The sequence below is a fragment of the Streptomyces sp. NPDC048142 genome (assembly GCF_043202835.1).
GTDB lineage: Bacteria > Actinomycetota > Actinomycetes > Streptomycetales > Streptomycetaceae > Streptomyces.
Genome location: NZ_JBIDBC010000016.1, coordinates 120,989 through 145,831, shown reverse-complemented (window position 1 = coordinate 145,831; position 24,843 = coordinate 120,989). Strand labels below are relative to the sequence as shown.

The following is a 24,843-nucleotide window of genomic DNA, read 5'->3' as shown; positions in this document are numbered from 1 at the left end:
GCCCGACCGGGGCCGCAGGCACAACAACCTGCGGCCCCACCCTGGCTGAAGGGCCTCGGCCGGCGGGCGGGGAGGCCGCCGGCCCGTACAGGCCGGGCGCGATGACGCCGGGTCGGTGCCGGACCCTGCGTCGGGGCGGTATCGGCCGGCGTCGGGTCACCACTGGGCGATGAGTGGAGTGTCCGGTTCGTGCTGCTCCCGCCACGCTTCGGTGAGGCGGACGAGGCGGGCGGGGGCGGCGATGCCGCGCAGGGCCGCGATTTTGTCGTCGCTGACGTCGAACGTCACGGCGCCCAAGACCTGGCCGTCGAGGACGAAGAGGATCGCTGGCGCGCCGTTGACGACCGCGTAGTGGATGGCGGGCGTGCCGCCGGCGAGCCGCCGCTTCGCGGGCGTGGGCTTGAGGCTGCCCCGCATGACCGTGGCGACGCGCTGCGGAGTGTCGTACCGCAGCAGCTTCGCGGCCAGGCCCGCGCCGTCGGAGAGCGCGATCACGTCGTCGGTGAGCAGCTCCACCAGCCGTTCGGTGCGGCCCGAGGTGGCAGCGGTCAGGAACTCCTCGACGATCCTGCGGGCGGACGCCGGGTCGACCTCGCCGCCGCGGCGGCGCGTGGCGGTGATGCGGGCCCGCGCGCGGTGGAGGTGCTGCTGGCTCGCGGATTCGGTGATGTCGAGCATCTCGGCGATCTCGGCGTGGCCGTAGGAGAACGCCTCGCGCAGGATGTAGACGGCCCGCTCGACGGGTGACAGGCGCTCCATCACGGTCAGCATGGCCAGGGAGACCGACTCGCGCTGCTCGAAGGTGTCGGCCGGGCCGAGCATCGGGTCGCCGTCGAGGAGCAGTTCGGGGAACCATGCACCGGCGGTGCGTTCGCGGCGGGCCTGTGCGGAGCGGAGCCGGTCGAGGCACAGGTTGGTGACGACCTTGGTCAGCCATGCTTCCGGCACCCTGATCTGCTGCCGGTCGGCGGCCTGCCAGTGCAGGAACGCGTCCTGCACGGCGTCTTGGGCGTCGGCGGCGGAGCCCAGCAGCCGGTACGCCAGCGAGGCCAGCCGATTCCGGCCGGCCTCGAACCGGCCGGTGTCGAAGGGATCAGTGGCGGTGCTGTCCATGCGGCCACCCTAAGCGGTGCGGCAGAAGGCTCGGGTCGGGGCATCTCTCTTGTCCGGGTGGGGTGTTGCGCGCTGAGCCGGCGGGTGCTTCCGGGGGTCGGACCGTCGTGTACGGGGCCGGCCGTGCGGCCGTGTCCTCGACGGTGGTGGCAGGACGGCAGCGGCAGGACGGCGGCGGCAGGACGGCGGCGCAGGTTGTCGGCCAGGCACAGCACCGGACCGACCGGGCCTTCTCGTCGCCGCCGACTGCCGGGACGGCCTTCGGGCTCGCCGGTCGGGCAGGGGACGCGTGCCGGGTTGCCGGTTACCGGTAACCGGCAACCGGTTGCCACGTGGACTCGTCGGCGACCACAGCGCCGAGCGGCTCAAGATCGCGGAACCCTGGCAGGCGGCCCTGGCAGGCGGCTACGCGGCCGTCCTCCCGGCAGCGGACGCCATGCGGAGGCCAGGCGGTGCTTGCGCCTGGGCAGGCCGAAGGTCGGGTGCGAGGTGGCCCACAGCGACATCCTGACGATGCCCGCCTTGATCCGGGCCGCCTTCCGGCCGCCCATGTACTTCGGCTTCGCCCGCCCTTCGTCGTCGACCATCTGCAGGATCCCGTCCTGCCGACCGAGGCTGATGTGGTTGCCCGGGTACTCCAGCTTGGTGTGCGCGACCCTGCTGCCGGTCAGGAGTCCGACGATCGATTCCACAGCCTGCCGGCCGGTGTAGCCGGCCGAGGCGCAGGACATCGGCAGCGGCCGGCCGTTGTCGCCGATGGCGTAGCCGCTGTCGCCGACGGCGTAGACGTCGGGGTGCGAGACCGACCGCATGGTGCGATCGACCACGACCCGACCGTTCTCGGTGACATCGAGCCCGCCGGCGGCGGCGATGGAGCTGACCGCGAACCCGGCCGTCCACACGGTCGCGTCGGACGCCAGGGCGGTGCCGTCGGCACACAACACCCGCATCGCTTCGACGGATTCGACGCTGGTGTGCTCCAGAACGGTGACACCCAGCCGGTCGCAGACCTGGCGCAGATGGCCGCAGGCTCCGGAGGAGAGCTGGGCGCCCAGCTCTCCGCGGGCGACCAGCGCCACCGACAGGCCGGGCCGGGATTCGGCGATCTCGGTGGCGGTCTCGATGCCGGTCAACCCGTCGCCGACAACCAGCACATTCACACCTTCGCCCCGCTTCTCCATGCTGTCCAGACGCTCGCGCAGGCGCAGTGCGGAAGGCCGGGCGGCGACGTCGAAGGCGTGCTCGGCCACGCCGGGGACACCGCGGTCGTCACCGTGGCTGCCCAGCGCGTGGACAAGCGTGTCGTAGCCGATCTCGCCACCGCCACCGCCACCGCCGCCGTCGGCATCGGCATCGGCATCGGCCACAGCGACGACTCGGCGCTCGGGGTCGATGGCCGTGACACGGGCCAGGCGCAGCCGTATCCCCGTGCCCGCGAAGACGTCGGCGAGCTGGGGGGCCTCGATCTCCTGGCCTGCCGCGAGCTGGTGCAGCCGCAGCCGCTGGACGAAGTCCGGCTCGGCGTTGACCACGGTGACCTCGGTGTCCTCCGGGGACAGCCGACGAACGAGGGTGCCGGCCGCGTAGGCCCCGGCGTAACCGGCGCCGAGGACGACGATGCGGTGCTTCATGTCTTGCTCCTGTCGGTTCGCTTGGCTCTCGTGAGTTTGAGCGGAACAGCGCCCCGATCCCTGACAGGAATGACGCGTGACGTGGGCCACAGGGCGGCGGAACATCGGCCGCCGATGCTCACCACACCCCGGGCAGCGCAGACAGCAGATGGCAGATGGCAGGTAGCAGGTAGCAGGCTCAGCTGACGAGGTGATCCGATGCCGAACCGACCGGCCCCGGACTACGGGCCGGACCCGGACTGCTGCGCACCCTGCGGCGGACGGGTGGACAGCGGTCACCACGGGTACGGGCGGAACCTCGCGACAGGCTCGTCGAAGGGATTTGTCCGCGGGCCACGCGCAGGTCATCCGCAGCTCAGGTGCCCCAAGGCCATCCGGCGACCGCCTGCTGGGGCTCGTCACACAGGTACGGGCCAGGTTGCTGTGGCTCGTCGCACAGGTGTGAGTCTGGCGTGGCCGGGGCCGGTTCTGCGATGCTTCGGTCCGTCAAGCGACGGCGGAACGAGGAAGCCGGTGAGATTCCGGCACGGTACCGCCACTGTGTAGGGGGAGCGACTCCGCCCATGGCCACCGCCCCATCCGGGGGCGGGAAGGCCGGAGAAGCTGTGATCCCGAGTCAGGAGACTCACGCCGTCGCACCTCGATGTACGGGGCGGATTTCCCCAGGAGAGGCGGTGGCACCTATGTGCCTGCGTGTGTATGGCGGCGACTTCGCGCTGCCCGTGGCCCATCGGGCCGGCCTGCCCGGCGTGACGCCCAGGCCCGTCCCTCCGGGCCCTGACGGCGTCCCGAGATCCTGACGGCCTCCTCGGATCCTGACGGCGTTCCGAGATCCTGACGGTCCCCTCGGGCCCTGACGATCACCTCCGATCCCGTCAGATCCCTCAGATCCCTCAGATCCCTCAGATCCCGTCGGCCATCTCAGATCCTGACGGGCACTCACATCCCGTCGGCCTCCTCCCTCTCAGCGGGTTTCCCTCCCGTACGCCGCATCACGCGCCCCGGAACGCCGGTGCGCGCTGTCCACGTATGCCACGCCACCAGGAGTCACCTTGTCCCTGCGATCCCTCACGCCCGGCCGCCGCCGGCAGGCCGCCGCGGCGGCCTTCCTCACCGCAGCCCTCGCGCTCACCGCGTGTGGTGGTGACTCCGACCGGCCCGCCGACGACAAGGCCGATGCCCAGGCGGCCGGGAAGGACTGCGTCAAGGACTTCGACCCGGCCAAGGACTACTTCCCGGACAAGTCGACGGTGCGGCACGCCGAGAACTTCACCCTCCGCTACGAGAAGAGCTACCAGGTCCTCACCGTCAAGGAGCCGTACCCCAAGGGCAAGCCCGAGTCGTACGTCCTGGTCAAATGCGGTGCGCCGAAGCCGAAACTGACCGGCGACCTGGCGAGCGCGCCGCAGGTGACCGTCCCCGTGAAGAGTCTGTACTCCGCCTCCACCACCCACCTGCCGCTGCTCACCGAGACGGGCACCCTGGACGTGCTGACCGGGGTGGCGAGCGTCGCGAACATCTCCTCCGCCCAGGTGATCGAGCGGGTGAAGGCCGGAAAGGTCACCGAGTACGCCAAGGACCGCACCCTCAACGCCGAGAGCGTCATCGGCGCCAAGCCGGACGTGCTGATGACCCAGGGCACCGACGACCCGCAGTACCCCAAGCTCCGCCGGGCCGGGATCGCCGTGGTCGCCAACGCCGAGTGGCTGGAGTCCAGTCCGCTCGGCCGCGCCGAGTGGGTCAAGGCGATGGCCGCGCTCACCGGGGCGGAGAAGCGCGCCGACAAGCTGTTCGGCACCATCGAGAGCGACTACCTCAAGGTCGCCGAGAAGGGCGCCCAGGTGATCAAGGCGGGCAAGCCCGTCGAGGTCCTGCCCGGCACGATGTACCAGGGCACCTGGTACATGCCCGCCGGAGGCAGCTACGCCGCCCGGCTGATCAAGGACGCGGGCGGCACCTACCCCTGGGCGGGCAAGCCGGGTACCGGCAACCTCCAGCTGAACTTCGAGGCCGTGTACGCCAAGGGCGGTGACGCCCCGGTCTGGCTCGCCCAGCAGGAGAAGTGGAAGTCAACCGCCGACGCCGTGAAGGCCGACAGCCGGTACGGACAGCTGGAGGCCCTCTCCGACGGCGCGGTCTGGTCGAACACCAAGGCGCTCGGCCCCAACGGTGGCAACGACTACTTCGAACGCGGTGTGCTGCGCCCCGACCTGGTCCTCGCCGACCTCTTCGCGCTGATGCACCCGGACCGGGCGAAGGACCACACCTTCACCTTCTACCAGCAGGTGCCCAGGGCGTGACGACGCACAAGACAACCCCACCGGCCGCCGCCACCCCGGACGCCGCTACCCCGGACGCCGAGGCGGTCGCCCCCACCCCTGCCGCCCAACCGGCCGCCGCCGCCCCGGACACCCCGCAGGCGGTACGGCCGAGGCGGCGTCTCGCCGTCGTCCTCACCCTCGCGGCAGGCACCGCCGCACTGTTCGTGCTCACCATCGCGACCGGGTCCCACCCGGTGCCGGTCACGGAGGTGGTGCGCGTCCTGTTCGGCGGCACCGCCGGCGACCCGAGGTGGACCGTGATCGTCGAGGAGGTCAGGCTGCCGCGCGCGCTGACCGCCGTCGCCGTCGGGGCCGCCCTCGCGGTGGCGGGCGTACAGATGCAGACGCTGTTCCGCAACGCGCTGGCCGACCCGTTCTCGCTCGGGGTGAGTTCGGGCGCCAGCATGGGCGTCGCCGCCGTGGTGGTCGGCACCGGCGGGGTCGCGGGCAGCTTCACGGGAGACCTGGCCGGGCTGGGGCGCGTGGGCGTCATCCTGGCCGCCTCGCTCGGCGCGGCCGCCGTACTCGCCCTCGTACTCCTCCTCTCGCGCTGGGTGCGGTCGGCGGTCACCCTGCTCGTCATCGGCGTCATGATCGGCTCGGCGGCCACCGCCGTGGTCAGCGTGATGCTCGTCTACGCCCAGCCCGAACGCGCCCAGCAGTTCGTCATGTGGGGCCTGGGCAGCTTCAGCTCCACCACCTGGCCCGACCTCCACGTGATGCTGCCCGTCATCGGCGCGGGGCTGCTGACCGCGCTGCTCACCGCCAAACGCCTCAACAGCCTGCTGCTCGGCGAGGACTACGCCCGCACCATGGGCCTGAACGTACGGCGCAGCCGCGATCTGGCGCTGCTCGGCACCTCGCTGCTGGCGGGCGCGGCGACCGCGTTCTGCGGCCCGATCGCCTTCCTGGGCCTGGCGGTGCCGCATCTGACCCGGGTGGCGCTGGGCACCTCCGACCACCGGGCGCTGATCCCGGCCTCCATGCTCGCGGGCGCGTTCCTCGCGCTGGCGTGCGCGTTGCTGAGCCAGCCGCCCGGATCGGACTCCGTACTGCCGCTGAACGCCATCACCTCGCTGTTCGGCGCCCCCGTGGTCATCACGTTCCTGATCCGCAGCCGTCGCGGCGTACAAGGAGTGGCCTCGTGACCGACACCGACACCGACACCCTCACCGAACCCGTCACGGACACGGACAGGGACAAGGACAGCGGGCCGGGCGTCCGCGACGGCGGCCTGGTCACCCAGGGGCTCGCCGTCGGCTACCGCACGCGGTCGCCCTGCGGGCGCCGGACGGGCCGGGCCGTACTGTCGGGGCTCGGCCTCCAGGCGCGGGCCGGTGAACTGACCGTACTGCTCGGCCCCAACGGCGCGGGCAAGTCCACCCTGCTGCGGACCCTGTGCGGACTCCTCCCGCCGCTCGGCGGCACGGTCCTGATCGGCGGGGCCGACCTGGCGCGGCAGTCGCCGACCGCGCTCGCCCGACGGCTGGCGGTCGTCCTGACCGACCGGGTGGACCCCGGGCTGCTGTCCGTACGGGAACTGGCCGGGCTCGGCCGCCACCCGCACACCGGCTTCACCGGCCGCCTCACGGCCGCGGACCACGCCGTGGTCGCATGGTCGCTGAAAGCCGTGGGCGCGGACCATCTGGCGGACCGCCCGGCCGCCGAACTCTCCGACGGCGAACGCCAGCGCGTGCTCACCGCCCGCGCCCTCGCCCAGGAGCCCGAGGTCATCCTCCTCGACGAGCCGACCGCCTTCCTCGACGTCCCGTCACGGGTGGCGCTCACGGTACTGCTGCGCGACCTCGCCCGGGACAAGGGCCTGACCGTCGTGGTCAGTACGCACGACCTCGAACTGGCCCTGCGGGTGGCCGACGCGGTCTGGCTCGTCGACCGCGACTCCCGCGTCCACGCCGGAGCGCCCGAGGACCTGATCCGCTCCGGGGCCGTCTCCGCCGCGTTCGACGCCGACCACCTCGCCTTCGAACCGGCCTCCGGCACCTTCGGACTGCGCCGCACCCCACGGGCCCAGGTGACGGTCGACGCGCCGGCCGACGTGCTCCCGCTCCTCGAACGCGCCCTGGCCCGGGAAGGACTGGCCGTCACCGAACGGGGCGGCCCACCCGCCGACAGGAAGGTGAGCTGGGACGGCGCGGACCGGCTCAGCCTGACCGGCCAGGACGGACGGACCGTCCACGTCCGGGGTTTCCACGAGCTCACGCGGACGGCTCGGACATGGTGACCGCGGCCCTCACCCCCGACGTCCTGGCGCGGATCTCCACGATCGGCCCCTATTTCGCGGCGACCGGCGGCCCCCAGGGCGGGGGTGCTTCCCGGGCCGAAGGACCCGGGGGAGGCTTCCGGCCGCTGACCGACCTGTACTCCGATCCGGGTGTGCTGGAGGAATGTGTACGGACCGTCTCCCGACGGCTGAGGACCGACCAGCCCAGGGTGGCCGCGTCCACCCTGCATCTGGGCACCGCCTCCCGGCTCTGGTCGATCGCCCTGGCCTGCGCCACGCTCACCGGCCGCGTCCCCGACCTGGCGCCCGAGCGGGTGTGGTGGCGCCTGCCCGCATCCGGCCCCCTCGACCTGTGGCTCCCCGACCCGGGAGTGGTCGACCAGGAACCGCTCCCGGCCCTGCTCCACACCGTCGCCGTCGCCAACCTGACCCCCTGGGCCGACGCCGTACGGCACGTGTCGGGCGTATCCCCGCACACCCTGCGCGGCAACGCCGCCTCGGCGCTGATCGGAGCCCACCGCGTCCTGCTGGCCAGGGCACCGGACCCCGTCCTCCCCGTCGTACCTCTCGTCCGCGCGCTGCTGGACCGGCCGCCGCTGGCGGGCACCGGCACATACCGCGCCACTCCTCCCGGACCGCTCGCCTTCCGGCGCCGCAGCTGCTGCCTGTACTACCGCGTGCCGGGCGCGGGCACCTGCGGCGACTGCGTCCTCAACCCCAAGGAGAAGACCTCGTGACCACCACCGAACCGACCACCACCGAACCGGCCGTCACCGAACCGGCCGTCACCGAACCGACCACCACCGAACCGGCCGTCACCGAACGGGCCGTCATCGAGACCCCCGGCGGCGGCACCCAGCACGTCTGGCCCCTCCCGGTCGACGAGGCCACCCTCCTCGACCTGGTCACCACGGTCTTCACCGACCACTGGGAACACATCCACTTCGGCCCCATCATCGAAGGCGCCGCCTGGGAGGTCGGCGCACCGGGCGCGCCCACGGCCATCACCATGAACGACGGCTACGCCACCATCGACTTCGGCGCCTGGCACTTCCACCTGTGCATCGGCGAGCACACCGCCTCCGGCCCCGAACTCGGCCGCATCCGCCGCTGCTCCCGCGCCGAGCTCTACCGCGGCATCGGCTCCGACGGCTCCCCCGTCAGCTGGGGAATCCGCCTGTTCAACGGCCGCGACGAGCAGATGATGACCGTCCTGCTGCCCAACCCGTTCCTGACCGACCGCCAGGACCTCCTCGACACACCCGACTTCACCCGCCTCGCCGCCTGGGACGCCCTCCGCGACCGCTTCCTCGGCCTCGCCCCCGACCCTCTCGACCGTACGGGCAAGGGCTTCCGGCACGGCGGCTGACGTACGCGCGGCTGACCTATGCGCCGCCGGCGTACGCGCGGCTGCCACGCTGCCGTCGTCGACGGCGGCGCCACCACTGACCGCCAGCGGACTTCCGCCGGGGCATCACTGCCCGACAGGAAAGAATATTTGACCGATCGTTTCACTATGCCCTAGGGTTCGATCGTGGCCAGAACCAAGGAATTCGACCCGGAAGCCGCCCTGCAGTCAGCCCTCCAGCTGTTCTGGCAGCACGGCTACGAGGCGACCTCGATGGCGGACCTCGTCGAACACCTCGGCATCGGGCGCGCCAGCATCTACGCCACCTTCGGCAACAAGCACGAGCTGTATCTGAAGGCGCTGGACCGGTACAACGAGAACCGCGACTCGGGCCTGCTGCGCGAACTGTCCCAGCCGGGCCCCGCGCTGCCCGCCGTGCGTACGGTAGTGCTGCGCTTCGCGGCCGACGCGACCGCCGACGACCGCCGCCTGAAAGGGTGCTTCGTCACCAATACGGCCGCCGAGCTGGGCGCGCACGACCCGGCCGCGGCCCGCCGGGTCGAGGCGAGCTGGGACCACATCGAGACCCTGCTGCGCTCGGCGCTGGTACGGGCCCAAGCGCAGGGCGAGTTGGGCGCGGACCGCGATCCGCACGCTCTCGCCCGGATGCTCCTGGTGCTGATGCAAGGCCTGAGGGTCGTCGGCAAGGCGTCGAACGACCCCCGCCGGGTGCGGGACGCCGCCGAGCAGGCACTGCGGCTGCTCGACTGAACAACACCTCCTGCGGGAGGTTTCCGCATGCCCATATTGCAGAACGTTCAGTCAAGTATCGGGGGTGGTCGGCGCGCAGAGCTGGAACACCACGGCCAGGCCACCACGACCGGGACTGGCTCGACCGGGACTGGCTCGACCGGGGCGGCTTGATTCGTCGGGCTGCTCGCGTTCGCCGCCACCGCCTCCCTCAACACCCGTACCAAGCAGCCGAATACCGACCGACCGAGTACCGATCAGGGAGTCATCACCATGACCGCACGTTTCACCGGCAAGTCCGTCCTCGTCACCGGCGCAGGCTCCGGCATCGGCCGGGCCGTCGCTCTCGCCTTCGCCGCCGAAGGGGCCTCGGTGGTAGCGGCCGGACGCACCGCCGCATCGCTCGACGAGACCGTCGCCCTGATCGAGAAGGAAGGCGGTTCGGCAGCCGCGGTCACCGCGGACGTGACCCGCTCCGAGGACGTCAGGATGCTGGTCCGGCGCACCGTCGAACACTTCGGCAGCCTTGATGTCGCCGTCAACAACGCGGGGGTCTTCCGGGGCGGCGCGCCCCTGGCCGACCTCCCCGAGGAGGACTGGCGCACGCTGCTCGACATCAATGTCACCGGTGTGTTCCTCGGTCTCCAGGCCGAAGTCGCCCGGATGCGCGACCAGCCCACCGGCGGCGTGATCGTCAACATCGCCTCCAACCTCGGCGCGCACAGCCGTATCCCGGGCGTGGCCGGCTACATCGCCACCAAGGCGGCCGTCTCCGCCCTGACCCGGGCCGCCGCCCTGGACCACATCGCCGACGGGGTCCGCATCAACGCCGTCAGCCCCGGCCCGGCCGCCACCACCATGTCGCTGCTGCCGGGCGAGACCGACGCCGGACGCGCCGCCCGGATGAAGGACGCGGTGCCGCTGGGACGGATCTCCTCCACCGCCGAGGTCGCGGCAGCCGTGCTGTATCTGGCCTCGCCCGATGCCGCTTCCGTGATCGGCAGCGACCTGGTCATCGACGGCGGCGCCGCTGCCTGACTGCGGTCGCGGTCACGATCGCGCTTGCGCTTGCGCTTGCGGTCATTGGCTACGGCTGCGGTCCCGGCCTGCCCAATGGGCCGTGGGACGCCTCAACCGCGGGACGTCTCAGCCGTGCATCGCGGCGCTGTAGGCGTACAGGGCGATCACACCGGCGACGCAGGCGAGGATCACCCAGGAGCCGAAACCGGTGTGCCTTCCCCTGCCATTTCGCCGCACGGAGTTACGGGACCGACCGGACCGACCCGGCCGACCGGACCGACGGAACCGGTCCGACCGACCGGGCGCCGTCCGGCCCGGAGCGACCCGCACCACATCGGCCGCCGCCTCGGCCAGCAGGCGCCGGCTGGTCGCGGCGAGCACGCCCGTACCGGCGGAGAGGGGCACCACGGCCTCCGAACGCGCCGGAGCGGTGGTGCCGCCGTCCAGAATGCGCCCCGCACGCACGAGGACCACGTCCCGGCCGCCCGCCGGAGCGAGGCTGATCCACCGCCGTACGTGCTCACCCCGGATGACCATCCCCCCGGACCGCCCCCGGTACACCGAGTGTTCCCGCCACAACATGTCCGCCAACTCTTCTGCGGCGCTTCTCAGTTGCGCGCTCACCAGCCGTCCCTCCACCTCTCAGCGAGTCGAACAAACATCGCACTCTACTGGCGGGCGCAGCTCCTGGGACCGCGGCCCCACCACGTGGCACGGTCGTCAGGGGGACAGTCGTCAGCGGGACGGTCGTTAGAGTTGCCGTCGAAGACGGGGGGGCAGCTGTGCACTTCGGGGTACTGGGTCCGCTGACCGTGTGGCGGGCCGGTGTGCCACTGGAACTGGGCACGCCGAAAGGGCGGGTGCTCCTGGCGGTCCTGCTGAGCCGGCCGGGACGGCGGGTCACCGATGACGCGCTGGTGGAGGCGGTCTGGGGCGAGGAGCAGCCGAAGAGTGCCGCCAAGAACGTGCAGACCTACGTCCACCGGCTCCGGCAGCACCTGGGGGACCCGGAACGCATCGCCCGGGAGGGCCGGGGCTATCTGCTGCGCGCCGGCCGTGACGAACTGGACGCGGCACGCTTCGAAGACCTGGCGGGCGCGGCCCGGGAGGCGCTGGCGGCCGGTGAACGCGAACCGTCGCGCCTGCTCTTCGTCGAGGCGCTGAACCTCTGGCGGGGACCCGCGTTCAGCGGGATCACCGACGTCCCGGCGCTGGGACCGGAGGCCACGCGCCTCGACGAGCTACGGCTCGGCGTACTTGAGGAGCGGATCGACGTCGACCTCCGGCTCGGCAGGCACAGCGAGCTGCTCGGCGAGCTGACCGCGCTCACGATGGAGCACCCGTTCCGCGAGCGGATGTGGGTCCAGCTCATGCTCGCGCTGTATCGCTGCGGCCGGCGGGCGGACGCGCTGCTGGCCTATCTCCAGGTCCGTGACGTCCTGGCCGAGGAGACCGGCCTGGAGCCCGGCCGCAGGCTGCGGGACCTGCACCGGGCCATCCTCGGCGAGGACCCCGCGCTGGACCGGGCGGTCGAGGCCGAGGAGCAGGGACGCCGGAGCGCCCCGGCCGAGGAACGAGGACGCCGGAGCGCCCCCGCCGAGCAGCAAGAACACCAGAACACCCCAGCCGAGCAGCAAGGGCGCCAGAGCACCCCCGTCGCCCGGATGCTGCCTCCGGCGCTCGGCGACTTCAGCGGGCAGCAGGCCGAGCTGGCGGAGATCGACGCCGTGCTCCGCGCGGACCACTCCGCTGATGAACCGGCCGCGATGGTGACGATCTCGGGCCCCGGCGGGATCGGCAAGACCGCCCTCGCGGTGCAGGCCGCCCATCGGCTCAGGCCGGCGTACCCCGATGGTCAGCTGTTCGCCGCGCTGGCCGGTGCACGTACGCAGCCCCTCTCCCCGGCCACCGTGCTCGGCCGCTTCCTGCGCGCGCTGGGGGTGCCCGCCACGGCGGTGCCGGACGATCCGGACGAGCGTACGGACCTGTACCGGAGCCTGCTCGCGGAACGGCGGATCCTCGTCGTGCTCGACGACGCGTTCGACGAGGAGCAGCTGGCCCCCCTGCTGCCGGCGAGCGGTACGTGTGGCGTGATCGCCACCGGCCGCGTACGGCTGGGAGGTCTGGGCGGCGCGCACCGGGTCGAGCTCCGCGCGATGTCCGAGGCCGACAGTCTGGCCATGCTGCGCAACAGCACGGACGGGCGGCTGGCCTCGGCCGGACGGGCGGAGCTGTCCGCCCTGGTCCGGCTGTGTGCGCGGCTGCCGCTCGCGCTGCGGATCGCCGGGTCGCTCCTGGTGTCACGACCGCATTGGCAGCCGGCGGATCTCGTGTCCCGGCTGGCGGACGAACACCACCGGCTGGACGCACTGCGCTATCGCGATCTCGAAGTACGGGCCAGTTTCGGGCTGAGTTACGAGGGGATCCGGCCCGGGGCTCGACGGCTGTTCCGGCTCCTCGGGTTGCTGGAGGCACCCGACTTCCCGCTCTGGGCGGCCGCCGCCGCCGTCGACAGCGGGCTGTCGGCGGCCCAGGAACTCCTCGACGAGCTCGTCGACGTCCACCTCCTCGACGTCACCGGAATGCCGAACGGTCAGGCGCGTTACGGCTTCCACGACCTGGTCCGCACGTACGCCCGGGAGCGCGCGGAGGCGGAGGAGCCGGCGGAGGCCCGGGACGCGTCCGTCGTCCGCGTCCTCGGCGCGCTGCTGGCCGTCACCGACATCGCCGACCGTGACCACATGGGACAGAACATGTTCCAGCAGGACGCCGAGCGGTGGCAGCCGGCGCGGGTGGAGGCGAGCCTGCCGCCCTCCGTACCGCCGATGAAGCTGCTGGACGCGGAACGCGTCCCCCTGGTGGCAGGTGTGCGGCAGGCCGCGGAGCTGGGCAGGGACGAGCTCTGCTGGGAACTGGCCGTGGGCGGACACGCGTTGTTCGAGACGGAGCGGTACTTCGACGAATGGCAGGAGTGCTACGACACGGCGATGGGCCTGGCCAAGACCGCGGGGAACCTGCGAGGCCGGGCCAGGCTGCTCATCTCGATGGCCGGTCTGCTCTACACCCGGCGCCGGTACGGCCCGGCCGAGGAGGCCAACACCGAGGCCATGGTCCTGTTCGAGCGGATCGGGGACCGGCGGGGCTACCTGGAGGCGCTGAGCAACGCGCCGTTCTTCCTCGTGCCCAACGGCCGTCTGACCGAGGCGATCACGGCGGGCCGGCAGGCGTACGAACGGCTCGACGCCGGCGGGCAGCCGGCGGCGGCACTGCACGCGTACTCACAGGTCGGCCTGGCTCATCTGCAGGCGGGCAGGCCGGGGCAGGCGGAGGCGGTCCTCACGGAGATCGTCGCCGGGGCGAGGAAGCAGGGGATCCGGACCCTGATCGCGCGGGACACCTACTGGCTCGGCCAGGCGCAGCTCGCACGCGGCCGGCACGCGGAGGCGGAGGAGTCGTTCGCCGAACTGACCGAGTACGCCCGGAGCATCGGATCGTCGGGCGCCTTCTACACCGCCCACGCCTGGGGCTGTCTCCACCTCGCCCGGGGCGAGTACGCCGAGGCCCGCCGCCTCCTCCTCGAAGGCGTCGAGGTCGCGCGCGCACTCCACGACCCCATGTTCGAGACCCGCGTTCTCATCGACCTGCTCGATGCCCGCCTGCACGACCCCGATGATCTGCCGGCCGCGATCGGCCAGGGGGAGCACGCGGTCGGGGTGGCCCGCGGAATCGACTACCCGTACCTGCTCGCGGGTGTGCTGGAAAAACTCGCCCGGCTGCGGGCCGCGGCGGGAGACACCGTCATCGCGAAGCGCCTGGCCGACGAGGCGGCGGCCGTACGGGACACGATCCGCTGAGGCGCACCGCGGCGGTTCGCCTTCCTGTGTGTGCCCGGTGTACCCGGTGTGCCTGATGCGTGCCGGGTGTGTGTTCGATGTGTGCCGGGTGCGTGTCCAGCGGGCGCCCTGCTCGCCGGCGTGTGCCCCGCGTATGCCGGTCGTATTCCCGGATACGCCACACTGCGCGTCAGCCGGCGGAAACCTGTCGGGAAGCCGCTCCGATAGGTCCAGCCCGGTGCAGGCCAACTCTCGAAGTCAATCGAAAGTTCGAAGCTGCCGTGTCGGACGGCTCTCGTAACCAGTGAGGTAGTAGTAGTGCACAAGCGACGTATCGCGTTCGCGGCCGCTGTGGTCGCCATGGGGCTCGGCCTTTCGGCCTGCAACGGCGACGACGGTGAGCCGGCGGCGAAGGACTCACCGTCGGCGCCGGCATCGGCCCCGGCCCCGGAAGCGCCCGAACCGAGCAGCGAGAGCCCGGCCGCCGACAGCGGCGACGACAGCGCCGCTCCGGCCGAGGGTGACGTCACCGCCCCGGGCACGAAGCTCAAGGTCGGCGACCGGGCCGTTCTGCCGTTCGCGTACACGAGCGACAAGAAGGGCACCATCGCGGTGACCGTCACGGCGATCGACAAGGGCACCGAGGCCGATATGGCCGCATTCGGTGACAAGGCGAAGGGAATGACGCCCTACTTCATCAAGATGAAGGTGGAGAACGTCGGCGGCACCGACCTGTCGTACGCGTCGCTGAAGCTCGACGGTGTGCTGGAAGGCGGCGCGGGCACGGGCGTCGTGCTGATCGGCGAGATCCCGGGCAAGTGCGAGCGGGAGGCCGCGCCCCGCGAGTTCACCACCAAGGGCGCGTCGTACGAGACCTGCGCACTCAGCGCCACGAAGAGCGCGCCCGTCACGGGCGCCGAGTTCGACGAGGGCGACACGTACCGCGACAGTCCGGTCGTCTGGACCAGCTGAAGGTCCGCCTCACCGGCGCTCGAAGTCCTTGGCGCCGACGTTCCGCCCCGGCGGGCGCCTCCTGTGGGATGCGCCCGCTGTCGGCTGTACGGGGCGAAGGCGCCGCCCGGGGCTGGTAGTCGCGACCCGGGGCCCGGTAGTACTGCGAACCGGTCAGCGGCCGCTGTCCTCGTCCTCGGCGCGTGTGTGCGCGACCAGGGCGTTGGCATGGCCGTGGCCCAGGCCGTGCTCGGACTTGAGCCAGGCGACCAGTTCCATGTGTCTGGTCAGCGGGGAGGAGCGGATGAGTTCCTTCCACTCGGGGACCGGGCGGCCGTACTTCTTCTCGATCGCGGGGAAGTAGCCGGCAGGGCCCTTCACGGCATCGGTCATGGGGTGTCCCGTCTGTGGAGTGCGGAGTACGGAGGGCGGAGCGCGGAGTGTGACGTCCGGGGTATGACCCGCCCTCCCCGCCCGGATGGTGTCGTAGGTATGACCGGCGGTGGACGGTGAAGTCATCGGCGTCCAGAGGTGATGCGGGTCACGGTCACCGTCTCGCGCGCGACCGTCGGACGGTGGCGGCGCCCCCGGTATTCCGCTCGCCCGTTCGACGTGTGCTGCGGCATCCTGTCCCGGTGTACGAGAGCCATCTGACCTTGCTGTGCGAGGGCGACGAACTGCGCAGGCTGGAACACTGGGCCGCCCGCCGGCCCGGTGTGAAGTTCACGCACATCGCGCTGGCCCGGGGGCGGACCGCCTCCCAGCCGATGCTGACGCTGCGCGGGAGCCGGCCGTCCTACGAGGACGAGCTCGCCGCCGTCCGCGAGCTCGGGGCGGCGCTGGTCCGGGACGGGTTCGCCGTGGCGCGCGTGAAGGTCGAGTGCGCGCCGTGGGCGGCCGGGGTTCCCCGGGACGACGCGGACGTACCGGACGCGGACCACCCGCACGGCGGGCGGCACTTCGAGCACCATGTGAAGCTGCTGCTCGACCCATCGGACGGCGACCGGGAGACCCACATCACGGCGGACGGCGACCGGAAGGCTCCCGTCGCGGCGGGCCACGACCGGAAGGCCTCCGTCGCGGCGGACAGCGGCCGATGGGAAGCCCTCGTCGCGGTGGCCGTACGGCACGGGGCGCATGTCTCGTGGAACGCGCGCCGGCGCCGGGCGGACGGCCGGGAGGAGCGCTTCGTCACCCAGCGCTGCCACCGGACCGGCGACCGCCGTGCGGCACTGCGGCTGGACGCGCTCCTCGCGGAGCTGACGGCATACGAGGTGGTCGACGTGGAGCGGGAGTACGTGCTCCTGGACAGCGGTCCGGAGCTGGACGAAGGATGGCTGGAAGCAGCATGAGCACCGAACAGCGCCCACCGTTTCCCACGGTGGTGCCCGCGGCCTCGCCCGTGCCCTCCGCGGCGGGACTGGACGCGCGCCGCCCCTTCCGGGACGCCGTGCCCGGGACGATGCTTCGGGTGCTGGACGACGAAGCCGTCCAGCGAACCGTCTTCGACCCGGCGCTCACCCATTTCCCGAACGCCTTCCGCGCCTCCGACCCGGTCTTCCCGTCCTCCGGGGCGACCCGGGCCTGGCAGGCCGCCCGGTCCGCGGCGCTCTCCGCCGTACGGGACGGAGTGGCCGCGTCCCCGTGGGCACAGGCGCTGGTGCTGCGCGGCAGCGTGCTGATGGCCCTGTGGTTCGGCGAGCAGGCGCGCGAGCCGGGCGACCTGGACTTCGTGGTCGCTCCCGCGTCGTGGCGGATGGAGGAGGAGCGGACCTCGGAGCTGCTGGCCGGTGTCGCGGCGGCGGCCGAGGCACAGGCCGCCGGAGGCGCCGACGGGGTTCGGATCCACGCCGCCGGGGCCGTGTGCGAGGACATCTGGACGTACGAGCGGGTGCCGGGCCGCCGCATGATGCTGCCCTGGCAGGCTCCCGGCACTCCGGGCGGCTGGGTGCAGCTGGACTTCGTGTTCGGCGAGCAGCTGCCCGATCCGCCCGAGCGGATGCTCCTGCCGTCCGGCGGGGCCCTGTACGCGGCCACCCCGGCGCTGTCCCTGGCCTGGAAGGTGATGTGGCTGGTCAACGACTCGTACGCACAGGGCAAGGACCTCTACGACGCGACCCTGCTCGCGGAGCGGCACCCGCTTCCGGCCGCCCTGCTCCAGGACGTGTTCCGGCTGGGCGGGGAGTGGCCGGAGGCCGGGCGGGAGTGGGTGGGGAGCGAGGATCTGGACGTGGCGCTGAGCTACGTCGAGTGGCATCACTTCGTCGGCGAGTACCCGCAGTTCGCGGGCCGCGAGGCGGAGTTCACCGACCGGCTGCGGGCGGCGCTGGCTCCGACGTTCGCCGACGCCGCCGAGTGACCGGGACGGCCGGGGCGGTGGCCGTCCTGCCGATCGCAGGCTACGCGGTACGGGAATCCGGGCGGGCAGGACCGGTGGCCGGCGTGCGGCCCGGGGGGCGCGTGAGGCCCGGGGGCGCGTGAGGCGTGCGGGGGTCGGCTCCGCGCCGGGGACCTGGAGATCGTACGGGCGGACCCGCGCTCGCCGGAGACGCCGTGCGTGTGCGCCTCCGCCGAGCCCGAGAGCACCGGAGGCACACTCCGTTCTTTGCTTTCTCTTTACCCCGATCAGGGTCGATGCCGGGATGGCCACGCGGCACGAGCGCGTTGTGGCCGGGTGGAGCACCCCCCGCAACGGACAGGACCCGACGTGACAAACGTGACCGACGTGACCGACGAGACAGCTCCGGCAGGCGTGACAGCCCCGGCGGGCGGGACGGCCCCGGCGGAAGCGAGCGCCGCCGCCCGCGCGGCGGCCACCCTCTCCCGCCCGTTCTCGGTCCGGGGACTCACCTCCCGGAACCGGATCGCCATGGCGCCCATGACCCGGAACTTCTCCCCGGACGGCGTTCCGGGACAGGACGTGGCGGACTACTACACCCGGCGGGCCGCCGGTGACGTCGGGCTGATCATCACCGAGGGCACCTACGTCGACCACGAATCCGCCGGGACCAGCGACCGGGTGCCGCGCTTCCACGGCGAGGCGGCGCTCGCGGGCTGGGGGGAGGTGGCGGACTCCGTGCACCGGGCGGGCGGCGCGATCATCCCGCAGCTGTGGCACGTGGGCGTCACTCGCACCGAAGGCGCCGGGCCCGTCCCGGACGCCGAGCCGGTCGGCCCCTCGGGCGTGTCCCTGAGCGGCGAGCCCAAGGGGCGTGCCATGACGCAGAAGGACCTCGACGACGTCATCGCCGCCTTCGCCGACGCGGCGGCCGCCGCCGAGCGCCTCGGCTTCGACGGGGTCGAACTGCACGGCGCCCACGGCTACTTGATAGACCAGTTCCTGTGGTCCGGCAGCAACCGGCGTACCGACGCCTACGGCGGCGACCTGGTCGCCCGGACCCGTTTCGCGGCCGAGATCGTGGCAGCCTGCCGCGCCGCCGTCTCCGACGCCTTCCCTCTCTTCTTCCGGATGTCCCAGTGGAAGGCGGACGCCTACGAGGCGAAGCTCGCCGAGACACCGCAGGAGCTGGACGCCCTGCTCACGCCGCTGGCCGAGGCCGGCGTCGACGTCTTCCACGCGTCCACCCGCCGCTACTGGCTGCCGGAGTTCGAGGGCTCCGACCTGAACCTGGCCGGATGGGTGAAGAAGATCAGCGGCAAGCCGACCCTCACCGTCGGCTCGGTCGGCCTGGACGGCGACTTCTTCGGCGCCTTCCAGGGCAGCGACTCCAAGGTCACCGGCATCGAGCAGCTGCTGGAACGGATGGAGCGCGACGAGTTCGACATGGTCGCCGTGGGGCGGGCGCTGATCTCCGACCCCGAGTGGGCGGCGAAGACCCTGCGCGGGCGCACCGCGGACATCACGCCGTTCTCCGCGGAGATGCTGACGACCCTGCGCTGACGGAGTCTCCGGACCTCCTGGCATCCTTGGACCTCCCGGCGTCTCCGGAACCCCCGGCGCCCCCGGAACTCCCGGCGTCTGGGGAACTCCCGGCCCGGTCCGCCGCTGCCGGGAGGTCCGCGCGGATCGCGGTGATCAGGGCGAGGCTGGCCTCGTGGGCGGCGGCGCTGCCCTCGGCGGGGGTGGTGCCGGCACGCTGGTGCAGCACGACCCCGAGGACCAGGCGGGGCACTCCGGCGACCTCCTGCGTGGTGGCCCAGACGAGGTTGCCGCCGGCCGGGGTGGAGGAGCCGGTCTTCAGGCCGATGACCCCGTCGCGCCCGAGCAGCTTGTTGGTGTTGCGGAGGGTCACCCCGGCACCCGGGGCCGTGACGGAGGGGGTCGCCACGATCCGCCGGAAGGCCGGGTCCTTCATGGCGGCGCGGGCCAGCCTCAGTTGGTCCGCCGACGTGCTCCTCGTACTCGCCTCCATGCCGCTCACGCCGGTGTACGTGGTGGCGCGCATGCCGAGCCCGGCGGCGGCCCGGTTCATCTTCGCGACGAACGCCCACTCGTCGCCCGCGTCCCAACGGGCCAGAAACCGGGCCACGTTGTTGCCCGACGGCACCATCATCAGTTCCAGCAGGCGGCGTTGGGTGTACTCCCGCCCGGCGAGCACCGGGGCGGTCGTCTCGACGGAGGAGTACGACTCGTCGGCCGCCTGCCGGTCGGCGACCACCGTCGCGCCGGGGGCGTCGGCCCGCATCGGGTGCTCCTTCAGGATCACGTAGGCCGTCATGACCTTGGTGACGCTGGCGATCGGGACCGGCTTCTGCTCGCCCCGGGTGCCGAGACTGCCGATCCCCTCGACCGCCACGCTCGCCTGGCCCTCGCGCGGCCACGGCAGGTGCATCGACCTGGCGAGCGGCGCCACCGCCTCCCCCGGGCCCCCGGCGGTGGCCGGCCCGGTCGCGGACCCGCCGCCGCCGAACGCGTACCACCCTCCCGTACCGGCCGCGAGCATCACGGCTGCGGTCAGCGGTACGAGAACCGGGCGCGAGCAGCGGAGCCGGAAGCGAACGCCCCTCCCCGGGCCGGGAGCAGGGGCAGGAGCGGAATCGGGAGCAGGGCCGGAATCGGGGGCAGGGTCAGAGGTAGCGGGGGCGGGGTCAGGGGTTGCGGGGGTAGCGGGGGCTGCGGGCATGGGCTCCTCCAGGTGACGCGTGCGGTTTCCCGTACCGCAGTCACCTTCGAGGAGTCGTTCTTCCGGACCCGTACAGCGCCGTTTCCGCCCCCGCGAGAGTACGTTTCGGTTCCGTATCAGGCGGGCCGCGGGGCCAGGTCGAGGGTGGCGAGGGCTCCCCCGTCCGGCGCGTTCGCGAAGGTCAGCCGGGCTCCGAGCACCTCGGACTGGCCCAGGGCGACCGTCAGTCCGAGACCGTGCCCCCGGCCGCGTTCGCTCGCGCCGGTGCGGAAGCGCTGCGGGCCCCGCTCCAGCAGGTCGGGCGGGAAGCCCGGCCCGTGGTCGCGTACGGCGATCCGCGCCCCGGTGACGGTCACCCCGACGGGGGCCGCGCCGTGCCGGTGGGCGTTGGTGACGAGGTTGACCACGATCCGCTCCACCCGGCGCGGGTCGGTATCCACCACCCCGGCGTCCGCCGCGGTGACATGCGTGTCCGTGCCCGTACGCCGCACCACGTCGGTGACCAGATCGCCCAGCGGCACCGGGTCGAGGCGGGCCCGCTCGGCGCCCGCGTCGAGGCGGGAGATCTCCAGCAGGTCCTCGACCAGCGCGTTCAGGGCCCGCAGCCGGTCCCGTACGAGACCGCTCGCCTCGTCGTCGTCGGGCAGCAGCCCGGCGGCGGTGACCAGGCCCATGAGCGGGGTGCGCAGTTCGTGCGCGACGTCGGCGGTGAAGCGCCGCTCGTTCTCCAGCTTGCGCTGGAGGGCGCCTGCCATGTCGTCGACGGCCGCCGACATCTCGGTGATCTCGTCGCGGGCCCGCCCGGCGGGGCCGATACGGGCGTCCAGGTCGCCGTCCGCGATCCGGCGGGCGGTACGGGCCCCGTGGCGCAGCCGCCGGTTGATCGGTTCCGTGGCGAGGGCGGCGAGCGGCACGACGAACAGGAGGGCGACGAGAACCGATTTCACGATGCTGCGGTCCAGGAGCTGGAGGCTGCGGACCTCGGTGCTCATGTCGTGCCGGACGACGAGGATCCGGTCGCCGCCGACGGCCACGGCGCCCCACATCCAGTACCAGTTGGGCGGATCGGCGTCGTACCAGGTGGCGTATCCGCCCCCGGTGTCCGGCCGGTCGGCGAGGTCGCGCGCCAGCGGTCCGGGCAGCTCCGCCCTGGTCCGTACGTCGATGTCGGCCGGGGCCTTCCCCGTACGGTCGAACTCCCGCTCGGCGGCGATCAGCCGGGTGAGGGTGCGGTCGTGGCCGACGCGCAGTCCGCGCTCCCGGGTCGCGTCGTGGACCAGGAAGCCGACCACGGCCGCGACCGCGCAGCACGCGGCGGCGGCGAGTGCGGCGATCTTCCAGCGCAGGGCGCGGTGGTTGAGGACGTCCACGGTGATCGTCCGGCCGCTCAGCCGCGGACGAGTTTGTAGCCGAAGCCGCGGACGGTCTCGATCCGCCCGCTGCCGATCTTCTTGCGCAGCCGCAGTACGCACAGGTCGACGACCCGGGTGTCGCCCTCCCAGCCGTAGTCCCACACATCGCGCAGCAGCCGGCGGCGGCCGAGGACCGAGCCGGGCGCGGCGGCGAACTCCAGCAGCAGGCGGAGCTCGGTCGGCGTCAGCGACACGGTCTCGCCGGCCCGGCGCACCTCCATGCCGAGCGTGTCGACACTGAGGTCTCCGAAGACCAGAACGTGGTCGGGGGCCTGGCCGGACTCCCTGCGTGCGGGCCGGTCGGTGTCCGGCCGGAAGGTGGCGCGGCGCAGCAGGGCACGGATCCGGGCGACCAGTACGGCGGTGTCGACGGGCTTCACGACGTAGTCGTCGGCCCCCGCCTCCAGGCCCGCGACCACGTCGAGGGCGTCGCCGCGCGCGGACATCATCAGGACCGGTACGGGGCTCTCCTCGCGGATCCGGTGGCAGAGGCCGATGCCGTCGAGCTCGGGCAGCATCACGTCGAGGATCAGCAGGTCGTGCGCGCCCGCGCGGAAGGCCTCCAGGCCGCTGAGCCCGTCGGCGGCCACGTCGACCCGGTAGCCGTAACGTTCCAGGGCCAGCTGGACGGCGCGCCGGATGGTGGCGTCGTCCTCGACCACGAGCACGCTGACGGGGGCCGGGCCCCGGGCTTCGGACACGCTGCCTACCTGGGCGTTCGAGGTCATCGGTCGGTCGCTCGCATCGTAGTCGGGGGGAGGGCGGGGGACCTGGTCACGGCTCAGCGTGGCCGCAGGAGGGACGTCACCGGCTCGGCCCACCGGCTCAGCAAGGCCGCTACGAGGAGCCCATGACCGGAACGTCACCGGCTCAGCATGGCCGCAGGAGGGACATCACCGCCCGAGCGTGGCCGCGACCGGAAGGTGGTCACTGCCGGTGGCGGGCAGGGTCCAGGCGGCGCGCGGGGTCATCCCCCGTACCAGCACGTCGTCGATGCGGACCATCGGGAACGCGGCGGGGAAGGTGAACCCGAGTCCGTCGCCCGCCTCCCGTTGCGCGGACCGCAGCTGCGAGGTCACCGGGGACAGCGCGCCGTCCCGGTACGTGCCGTTGAAGTCGCCCAGCACCACGACCCGGGGCGCGGGCTCCGCCCGGAGCGCGGCGGCCAGCTCGCGGGCCGCCTCGTTGCGGCGGCCCGTCGTGAATCCGGCCGCCGAGACACGTACCGACGCCAGATGGACCGCGTACACGGCGACGGGCCCGTCCGGGGTTCGGGCCGTGGCCCGCAGCGCGCGGGTCCACGGCATGATCGGCACCTCCTTCACGTCCGCCAGCGGGTGCCTGCTCCAGATGCCGACCCCGCCGAGCACCGCGTGGTGCGGGTAGGCGGCGGCCAGTTCGCGGGAGTAGACGGCCGCCGACGCGTCGGACAGCTCTTCGAGCGCCAGCACGTCCGCGCCCGCCCCGGCGAGTACCCGCGCGGTGCCGGCCGGGTCGGTGTTCCCCTCGTCCACGTTGTGGCTGACCACCGTCAGGTCGCCGGCGCCGCCATCGCCGGAGCGCTTGTCGGTGAGGGCTCCGCCGAAGAGCGTCACCCACACGACGGCGGGCGCGAGCACGGCCACGGCGGCGAGCCTGGACCGGCATACGGCGGCGAGCACGAGCAGGAACGGCACGCCGAGGCCCGTCCACGGCAGCAGCGTCTGGAAGAGGCTGCCCGCGTTGACACCCGCGTTCGGGATCCACGCGTGCAGCGCCATCGCAGCGGCCCAGACGACCGCTGCGGCGACGAGCCAACGGGCGGAACGGCGGCGGGCGGCGCGCCCGGTGGGAGCGGACCCGGGGTCGGGCGCCGCGTCCGTGGCAGGCGCTGCGGCCTCCGGTGGGCTCAGCACGGCACAGGTCTCCTGACGGTCGCGTACACCGGCGTACACCGGGATCGGGTACGCCGACAGCCTCCGGGAACGCCGCTTCCGGCCGGTCAGGGGAGCGCTTCGAGCGCCGCACGGCTCTGTATCAGCTACGTATCGGTGCGCAGATTCGTATTCGTATTCGCGTTCGTGTTCGCGTTCGTGTCCGTCCTGTCGAAGGCGGTTGTCGCCGGGCTCAGCGGGTCTCGGTGAGCGGGCCGTACGCGTCGGGGCGGCGGGTGGTCAGGAACGGGAACAGCTCCAGCCAGTCACGGCGGGCGTCGAGGTCGAGATCGGCGACCAGGACGGCGGGCTCGTCGCGCGGGGCCTGGGCCAGGACGCGGCCGTACGGGTCCACGATGAAGGAGCTGCCGTAGAAGGTGAGGCCGTTCTCGGCGCCGGTACGGTTCGGCACGATCATGAAGGTGGCGTTGGCGACGGCGTTGCCGGTGATCACCTTCTGCCAGAGCGGCTGGGAGTCGAAGCCGGGGAAGCCGGGCTCGGAGCCGATGGCGGTCGGGTAGACGAGGACGTCGGCCCCGGCGAGGGAATAGGCGCGGGCGAGCTCCGGGAACCACTGGTCCCAGCAGGTCGGCAGGCCGAAGCGGGCCTCGTCGACCGTGACCAGCGGGAAGGCGTCGTCACCGGCCGGTCCGGCCCGGAACCAGTCGTCCTCGTAATACCCCTCCGTGACCGGGATGTGGGTCTTGCGGGTGCGCTGGGCGAGGGTGCCGTCGGGGGCGGCGAGGACCGCGGTGTTGTAGCCGAGGCCGTCGTCCTCACCGCCGGGCGCCGGGGCCTTCTCGTACAGCGAGGCGTGCACGTACACGCCGTGCTCGCGGGCGGCCTCGGCCGCGAACGTGAAGGTGGGGCCGGTCAGCAGCTCCTCCGGTCCGGCGGGCTCGGGGTGGTCGGCACGGCGGACGACCGCGAAGTACGGCGAGAGCGTCAGCTCCTGGAGGCAGACCACCCGGGCGCCCTCGGCCGCTGCGAGGCGGATGCCCTCCAGCAGGGCGGCGCGGTGCTCGGCGGGGTCGCGGTGCCAGCGCTGCTGGACGGCCGCGACGCGCAGGGGGGCGCGCTCGGCGGGACGGGTCCGGGTCGGGGAGGCGGGCGGGTTGTACGCGGTGATCAGACGCATGACCAGTTCCAGGAGCGGGGAGCGGGGCGGGGGCAGAGGGTTGCCGGAACGTTCCGGCAACCGGGATCGAATCTAGCTCTGCCGGAA

Annotated in this window: 21 protein-coding genes and 1 riboswitch; of the genes, 12 read left to right on the top strand and 9 right to left on the bottom strand. The window is 72.7% G+C overall.

The annotated features are described in order from the left end of the window. Window positions 1–156: 156 nt before the first annotated feature. Both ACGF2Y_RS21345 and ACGF2Y_RS21340 read right to left on the bottom strand, forming a co-directional pair. Window positions 157–1,113, bottom strand: coding sequence for a sigma-70 family RNA polymerase sigma factor (locus tag ACGF2Y_RS21345; protein ID WP_392949673.1), 957 nt, complete (start codon window positions 1,111–1,113; stop codon window positions 157–159). A gap of 365 nt (window positions 1,114–1,478) precedes the next feature. Then, window positions 1,479–2,744: an NAD(P)/FAD-dependent oxidoreductase gene (locus ACGF2Y_RS21340; RefSeq protein ID WP_392949671.1), complete on the bottom strand. Its 1,266-nt coding sequence runs from the start codon at window positions 2,742–2,744 to the stop codon at window positions 1,479–1,481. A 462-nt stretch (window positions 2,745–3,206) separates the two neighbouring features. Further along, window positions 3,207–3,394: riboswitch (cobalamin riboswitch) on the top strand. A gap of 402 nt (window positions 3,395–3,796) precedes the next feature. Here ACGF2Y_RS21340 and ACGF2Y_RS21335 point away from each other — a divergent pair. From ACGF2Y_RS21335 to ACGF2Y_RS21305, 7 genes are all read left to right on the top strand, one after another. Beyond that, window positions 3,797–5,044 carry an ABC transporter substrate-binding protein gene (locus ACGF2Y_RS21335; RefSeq protein ID WP_392949668.1) on the top strand — a complete coding sequence of 416 codons (1,248 nt, stop codon included), beginning with the start codon at window positions 3,797–3,799 and terminating at the stop codon, window positions 5,042–5,044. Then, entirely contained in the window at window positions 5,041–6,213 is a 1,173-nt protein-coding gene (locus ACGF2Y_RS21330; RefSeq protein ID WP_392949666.1) for a FecCD family ABC transporter permease, read from the top strand. The genes ACGF2Y_RS21335 and ACGF2Y_RS21330 overlap by 4 nt, the downstream gene beginning before the upstream one ends. Continuing rightward, window positions 6,210–7,307: an ABC transporter ATP-binding protein gene (locus ACGF2Y_RS21325; RefSeq protein WP_392949663.1), complete on the top strand. Its 1,098-nt coding sequence runs from the start codon at window positions 6,210–6,212 to the stop codon at window positions 7,305–7,307. Before ACGF2Y_RS21330 ends, ACGF2Y_RS21325 begins: the two co-directional genes overlap by 4 nt. Beyond that, entirely contained in the window at window positions 7,301–8,044 is a 744-nt protein-coding gene (locus ACGF2Y_RS21320) for a (2Fe-2S)-binding protein (protein WP_392949660.1), read from the top strand. Before ACGF2Y_RS21325 ends, ACGF2Y_RS21320 begins: the two co-directional genes overlap by 7 nt. Further along, the gene (locus tag ACGF2Y_RS21315) at window positions 8,041–8,676 is read left to right on the top strand and encodes a hypothetical protein (protein WP_392949657.1); all 636 of its coding nucleotides are present in this window, start codon (window positions 8,041–8,043) and stop codon (window positions 8,674–8,676) included. The genes ACGF2Y_RS21320 and ACGF2Y_RS21315 overlap by 4 nt, the downstream gene beginning before the upstream one ends. 165 nt (window positions 8,677–8,841) lie before the next feature. Continuing rightward, on the top strand, window positions 8,842–9,426 hold the full coding sequence (locus ACGF2Y_RS21310; RefSeq protein ID WP_392949654.1) for a TetR/AcrR family transcriptional regulator: 585 nt from the start codon (window positions 8,842–8,844) through the stop codon (window positions 9,424–9,426). A gap of 252 nt (window positions 9,427–9,678) precedes the next feature. After that, the gene (locus ACGF2Y_RS21305; protein ID WP_392949651.1) at window positions 9,679–10,443 is read left to right on the top strand and encodes an SDR family NAD(P)-dependent oxidoreductase; all 765 of its coding nucleotides are present in this window, start codon (window positions 9,679–9,681) and stop codon (window positions 10,441–10,443) included. 108 nt (window positions 10,444–10,551) lie between these two features. Here ACGF2Y_RS21305 and ACGF2Y_RS21300 read toward each other — a convergent pair whose 3' ends face one another. Then, window positions 10,552–11,007 carry a hypothetical protein gene (locus ACGF2Y_RS21300; protein WP_392949703.1) on the bottom strand — a complete coding sequence of 152 codons (456 nt, stop codon included), beginning with the start codon at window positions 11,005–11,007 and terminating at the stop codon, window positions 10,552–10,554. Between the two features lie 200 nt (window positions 11,008–11,207). On the opposite strand from ACGF2Y_RS21300, the gene ACGF2Y_RS21295 reads away from it, so the two are divergent. Beyond that, the gene (locus ACGF2Y_RS21295; RefSeq protein WP_392949648.1) at window positions 11,208–14,279 is read left to right on the top strand and encodes a BTAD domain-containing putative transcriptional regulator; all 3,072 of its coding nucleotides are present in this window, start codon (window positions 11,208–11,210) and stop codon (window positions 14,277–14,279) included. A gap of 297 nt (window positions 14,280–14,576) precedes the next feature. Next, window positions 14,577–15,230: a hypothetical protein gene (locus ACGF2Y_RS21290; RefSeq protein ID WP_392949645.1), complete on the top strand. Its 654-nt coding sequence runs from the start codon at window positions 14,577–14,579 to the stop codon at window positions 15,228–15,230. Window positions 15,231–15,383: 153 nt separating this feature from the next. Here ACGF2Y_RS21290 and ACGF2Y_RS21285 read toward each other — a convergent pair whose 3' ends face one another. Beyond that, on the bottom strand, window positions 15,384–15,602 hold the full coding sequence (locus ACGF2Y_RS21285) for a DUF4287 domain-containing protein (protein WP_392949642.1): 219 nt from the start codon (window positions 15,600–15,602) through the stop codon (window positions 15,384–15,386). Between the two features lie 257 nt (window positions 15,603–15,859). On the opposite strand from ACGF2Y_RS21285, the gene ACGF2Y_RS21280 reads away from it, so the two are divergent. The 3 genes from ACGF2Y_RS21280 (at window position 15,860) to ACGF2Y_RS21270 (ending at window position 19,110) form a co-directional block, all read left to right on the top strand. Further along, window positions 15,860–16,561 (top strand): hypothetical protein, encoded by a 702-nt coding sequence (locus tag ACGF2Y_RS21280; protein ID WP_392949702.1) that lies wholly within the window; start codon window positions 15,860–15,862, stop codon window positions 16,559–16,561. Beyond that, window positions 16,558–17,568 (top strand): nucleotidyl transferase AbiEii/AbiGii toxin family protein, encoded by a 1,011-nt coding sequence (locus ACGF2Y_RS21275; RefSeq protein ID WP_392949639.1) that lies wholly within the window; start codon window positions 16,558–16,560, stop codon window positions 17,566–17,568. Before ACGF2Y_RS21280 ends, ACGF2Y_RS21275 begins: the two co-directional genes overlap by 4 nt. Before the next feature lie 393 nt (window positions 17,569–17,961). Next, window positions 17,962–19,110 (top strand): NADH:flavin oxidoreductase, encoded by a 1,149-nt coding sequence (locus ACGF2Y_RS21270; protein ID WP_392949699.1) that lies wholly within the window; start codon window positions 17,962–17,964, stop codon window positions 19,108–19,110. On the opposite strand, the gene ACGF2Y_RS21265 is transcribed toward ACGF2Y_RS21270, so the two are convergent. The 5 genes from ACGF2Y_RS21265 to ACGF2Y_RS21245 all read right to left on the bottom strand — a co-directional run bounded on the left by ACGF2Y_RS21265 (window position 19,070) and on the right by ACGF2Y_RS21245 (window position 24,756). Next, the gene (locus ACGF2Y_RS21265; RefSeq protein ID WP_392949697.1) at window positions 19,070–20,113 is read right to left on the bottom strand and encodes a D-alanyl-D-alanine carboxypeptidase family protein; all 1,044 of its coding nucleotides are present in this window, start codon (window positions 20,111–20,113) and stop codon (window positions 19,070–19,072) included. The genes ACGF2Y_RS21270 and ACGF2Y_RS21265 overlap by 41 nt on opposite strands. A gap of 296 nt (window positions 20,114–20,409) precedes the next feature. Beyond that, complete coding sequence (locus ACGF2Y_RS21260) at window positions 20,410–21,663, bottom strand: sensor histidine kinase (protein WP_392949636.1); 1,254 nt, start codon at window positions 21,661–21,663, stop codon at window positions 20,410–20,412. A gap of 17 nt (window positions 21,664–21,680) precedes the next feature. Then, complete coding sequence (gene cseB, locus ACGF2Y_RS21255) at window positions 21,681–22,433, bottom strand: two-component system response regulator CseB (protein ID WP_392949634.1); 753 nt, start codon at window positions 22,431–22,433, stop codon at window positions 21,681–21,683. 165 nt (window positions 22,434–22,598) lie between these two features. Next, window positions 22,599–23,597, bottom strand: a complete 999-nt coding sequence (locus ACGF2Y_RS21250; RefSeq protein WP_392949694.1) for an endonuclease/exonuclease/phosphatase family protein — start codon at window positions 23,595–23,597, stop codon at window positions 22,599–22,601. 214 nt (window positions 23,598–23,811) lie between these two features. Continuing rightward, entirely contained in the window at window positions 23,812–24,756 is a 945-nt protein-coding gene (locus ACGF2Y_RS21245; RefSeq protein WP_392949631.1) for a carbon-nitrogen hydrolase, read from the bottom strand. Between the last annotated feature and the right edge of the window lie 87 nt (window positions 24,757–24,843).

Coding starts and splice junctions, on each gene's coding strand:
- ACGF2Y_RS21345 (WP_392949673.1), bottom strand. CDS start 1,113: ATGGACAGCACCGCCACTGATCCCTTCGACACCGGCCGGTTCGAGGCC.
- ACGF2Y_RS21340 (WP_392949671.1), bottom strand. CDS start 2,744: ATGAAGCACCGCATCGTCGTCCTCGGCGCCGGTTACGCCGGGGCCTAC.
- ACGF2Y_RS21320 (WP_392949660.1), top strand. CDS start 7,301: ATGGTGACCGCGGCCCTCACCCCCGACGTCCTGGCGCGGATCTCCACG.
- ACGF2Y_RS21305 (WP_392949651.1), top strand. CDS start 9,679: ATGACCGCACGTTTCACCGGCAAGTCCGTCCTCGTCACCGGCGCAGGC.
- ACGF2Y_RS21300 (WP_392949703.1), bottom strand. CDS start 11,007: ATGTTGTGGCGGGAACACTCGGTGTACCGGGGGCGGTCCGGGGGGATG.
- ACGF2Y_RS21285 (WP_392949642.1), bottom strand. CDS start 15,602: ATGACCGATGCCGTGAAGGGCCCTGCCGGCTACTTCCCCGCGATCGAG.
- ACGF2Y_RS21275 (WP_392949639.1), top strand. CDS start 16,558: ATGAGCACCGAACAGCGCCCACCGTTTCCCACGGTGGTGCCCGCGGCC.
- ACGF2Y_RS21265 (WP_392949697.1), bottom strand. CDS start 20,113: ATGCTCGCGGCCGGTACGGGAGGGTGGTACGCGTTCGGCGGCGGCGGG.
- cseB (WP_392949634.1), bottom strand. CDS start 22,433: ATGACCTCGAACGCCCAGGTAGGCAGCGTGTCCGAAGCCCGGGGCCCG.
- ACGF2Y_RS21245 (WP_392949631.1), bottom strand. CDS start 24,756: ATGCGTCTGATCACCGCGTACAACCCGCCCGCCTCCCCGACCCGGACC.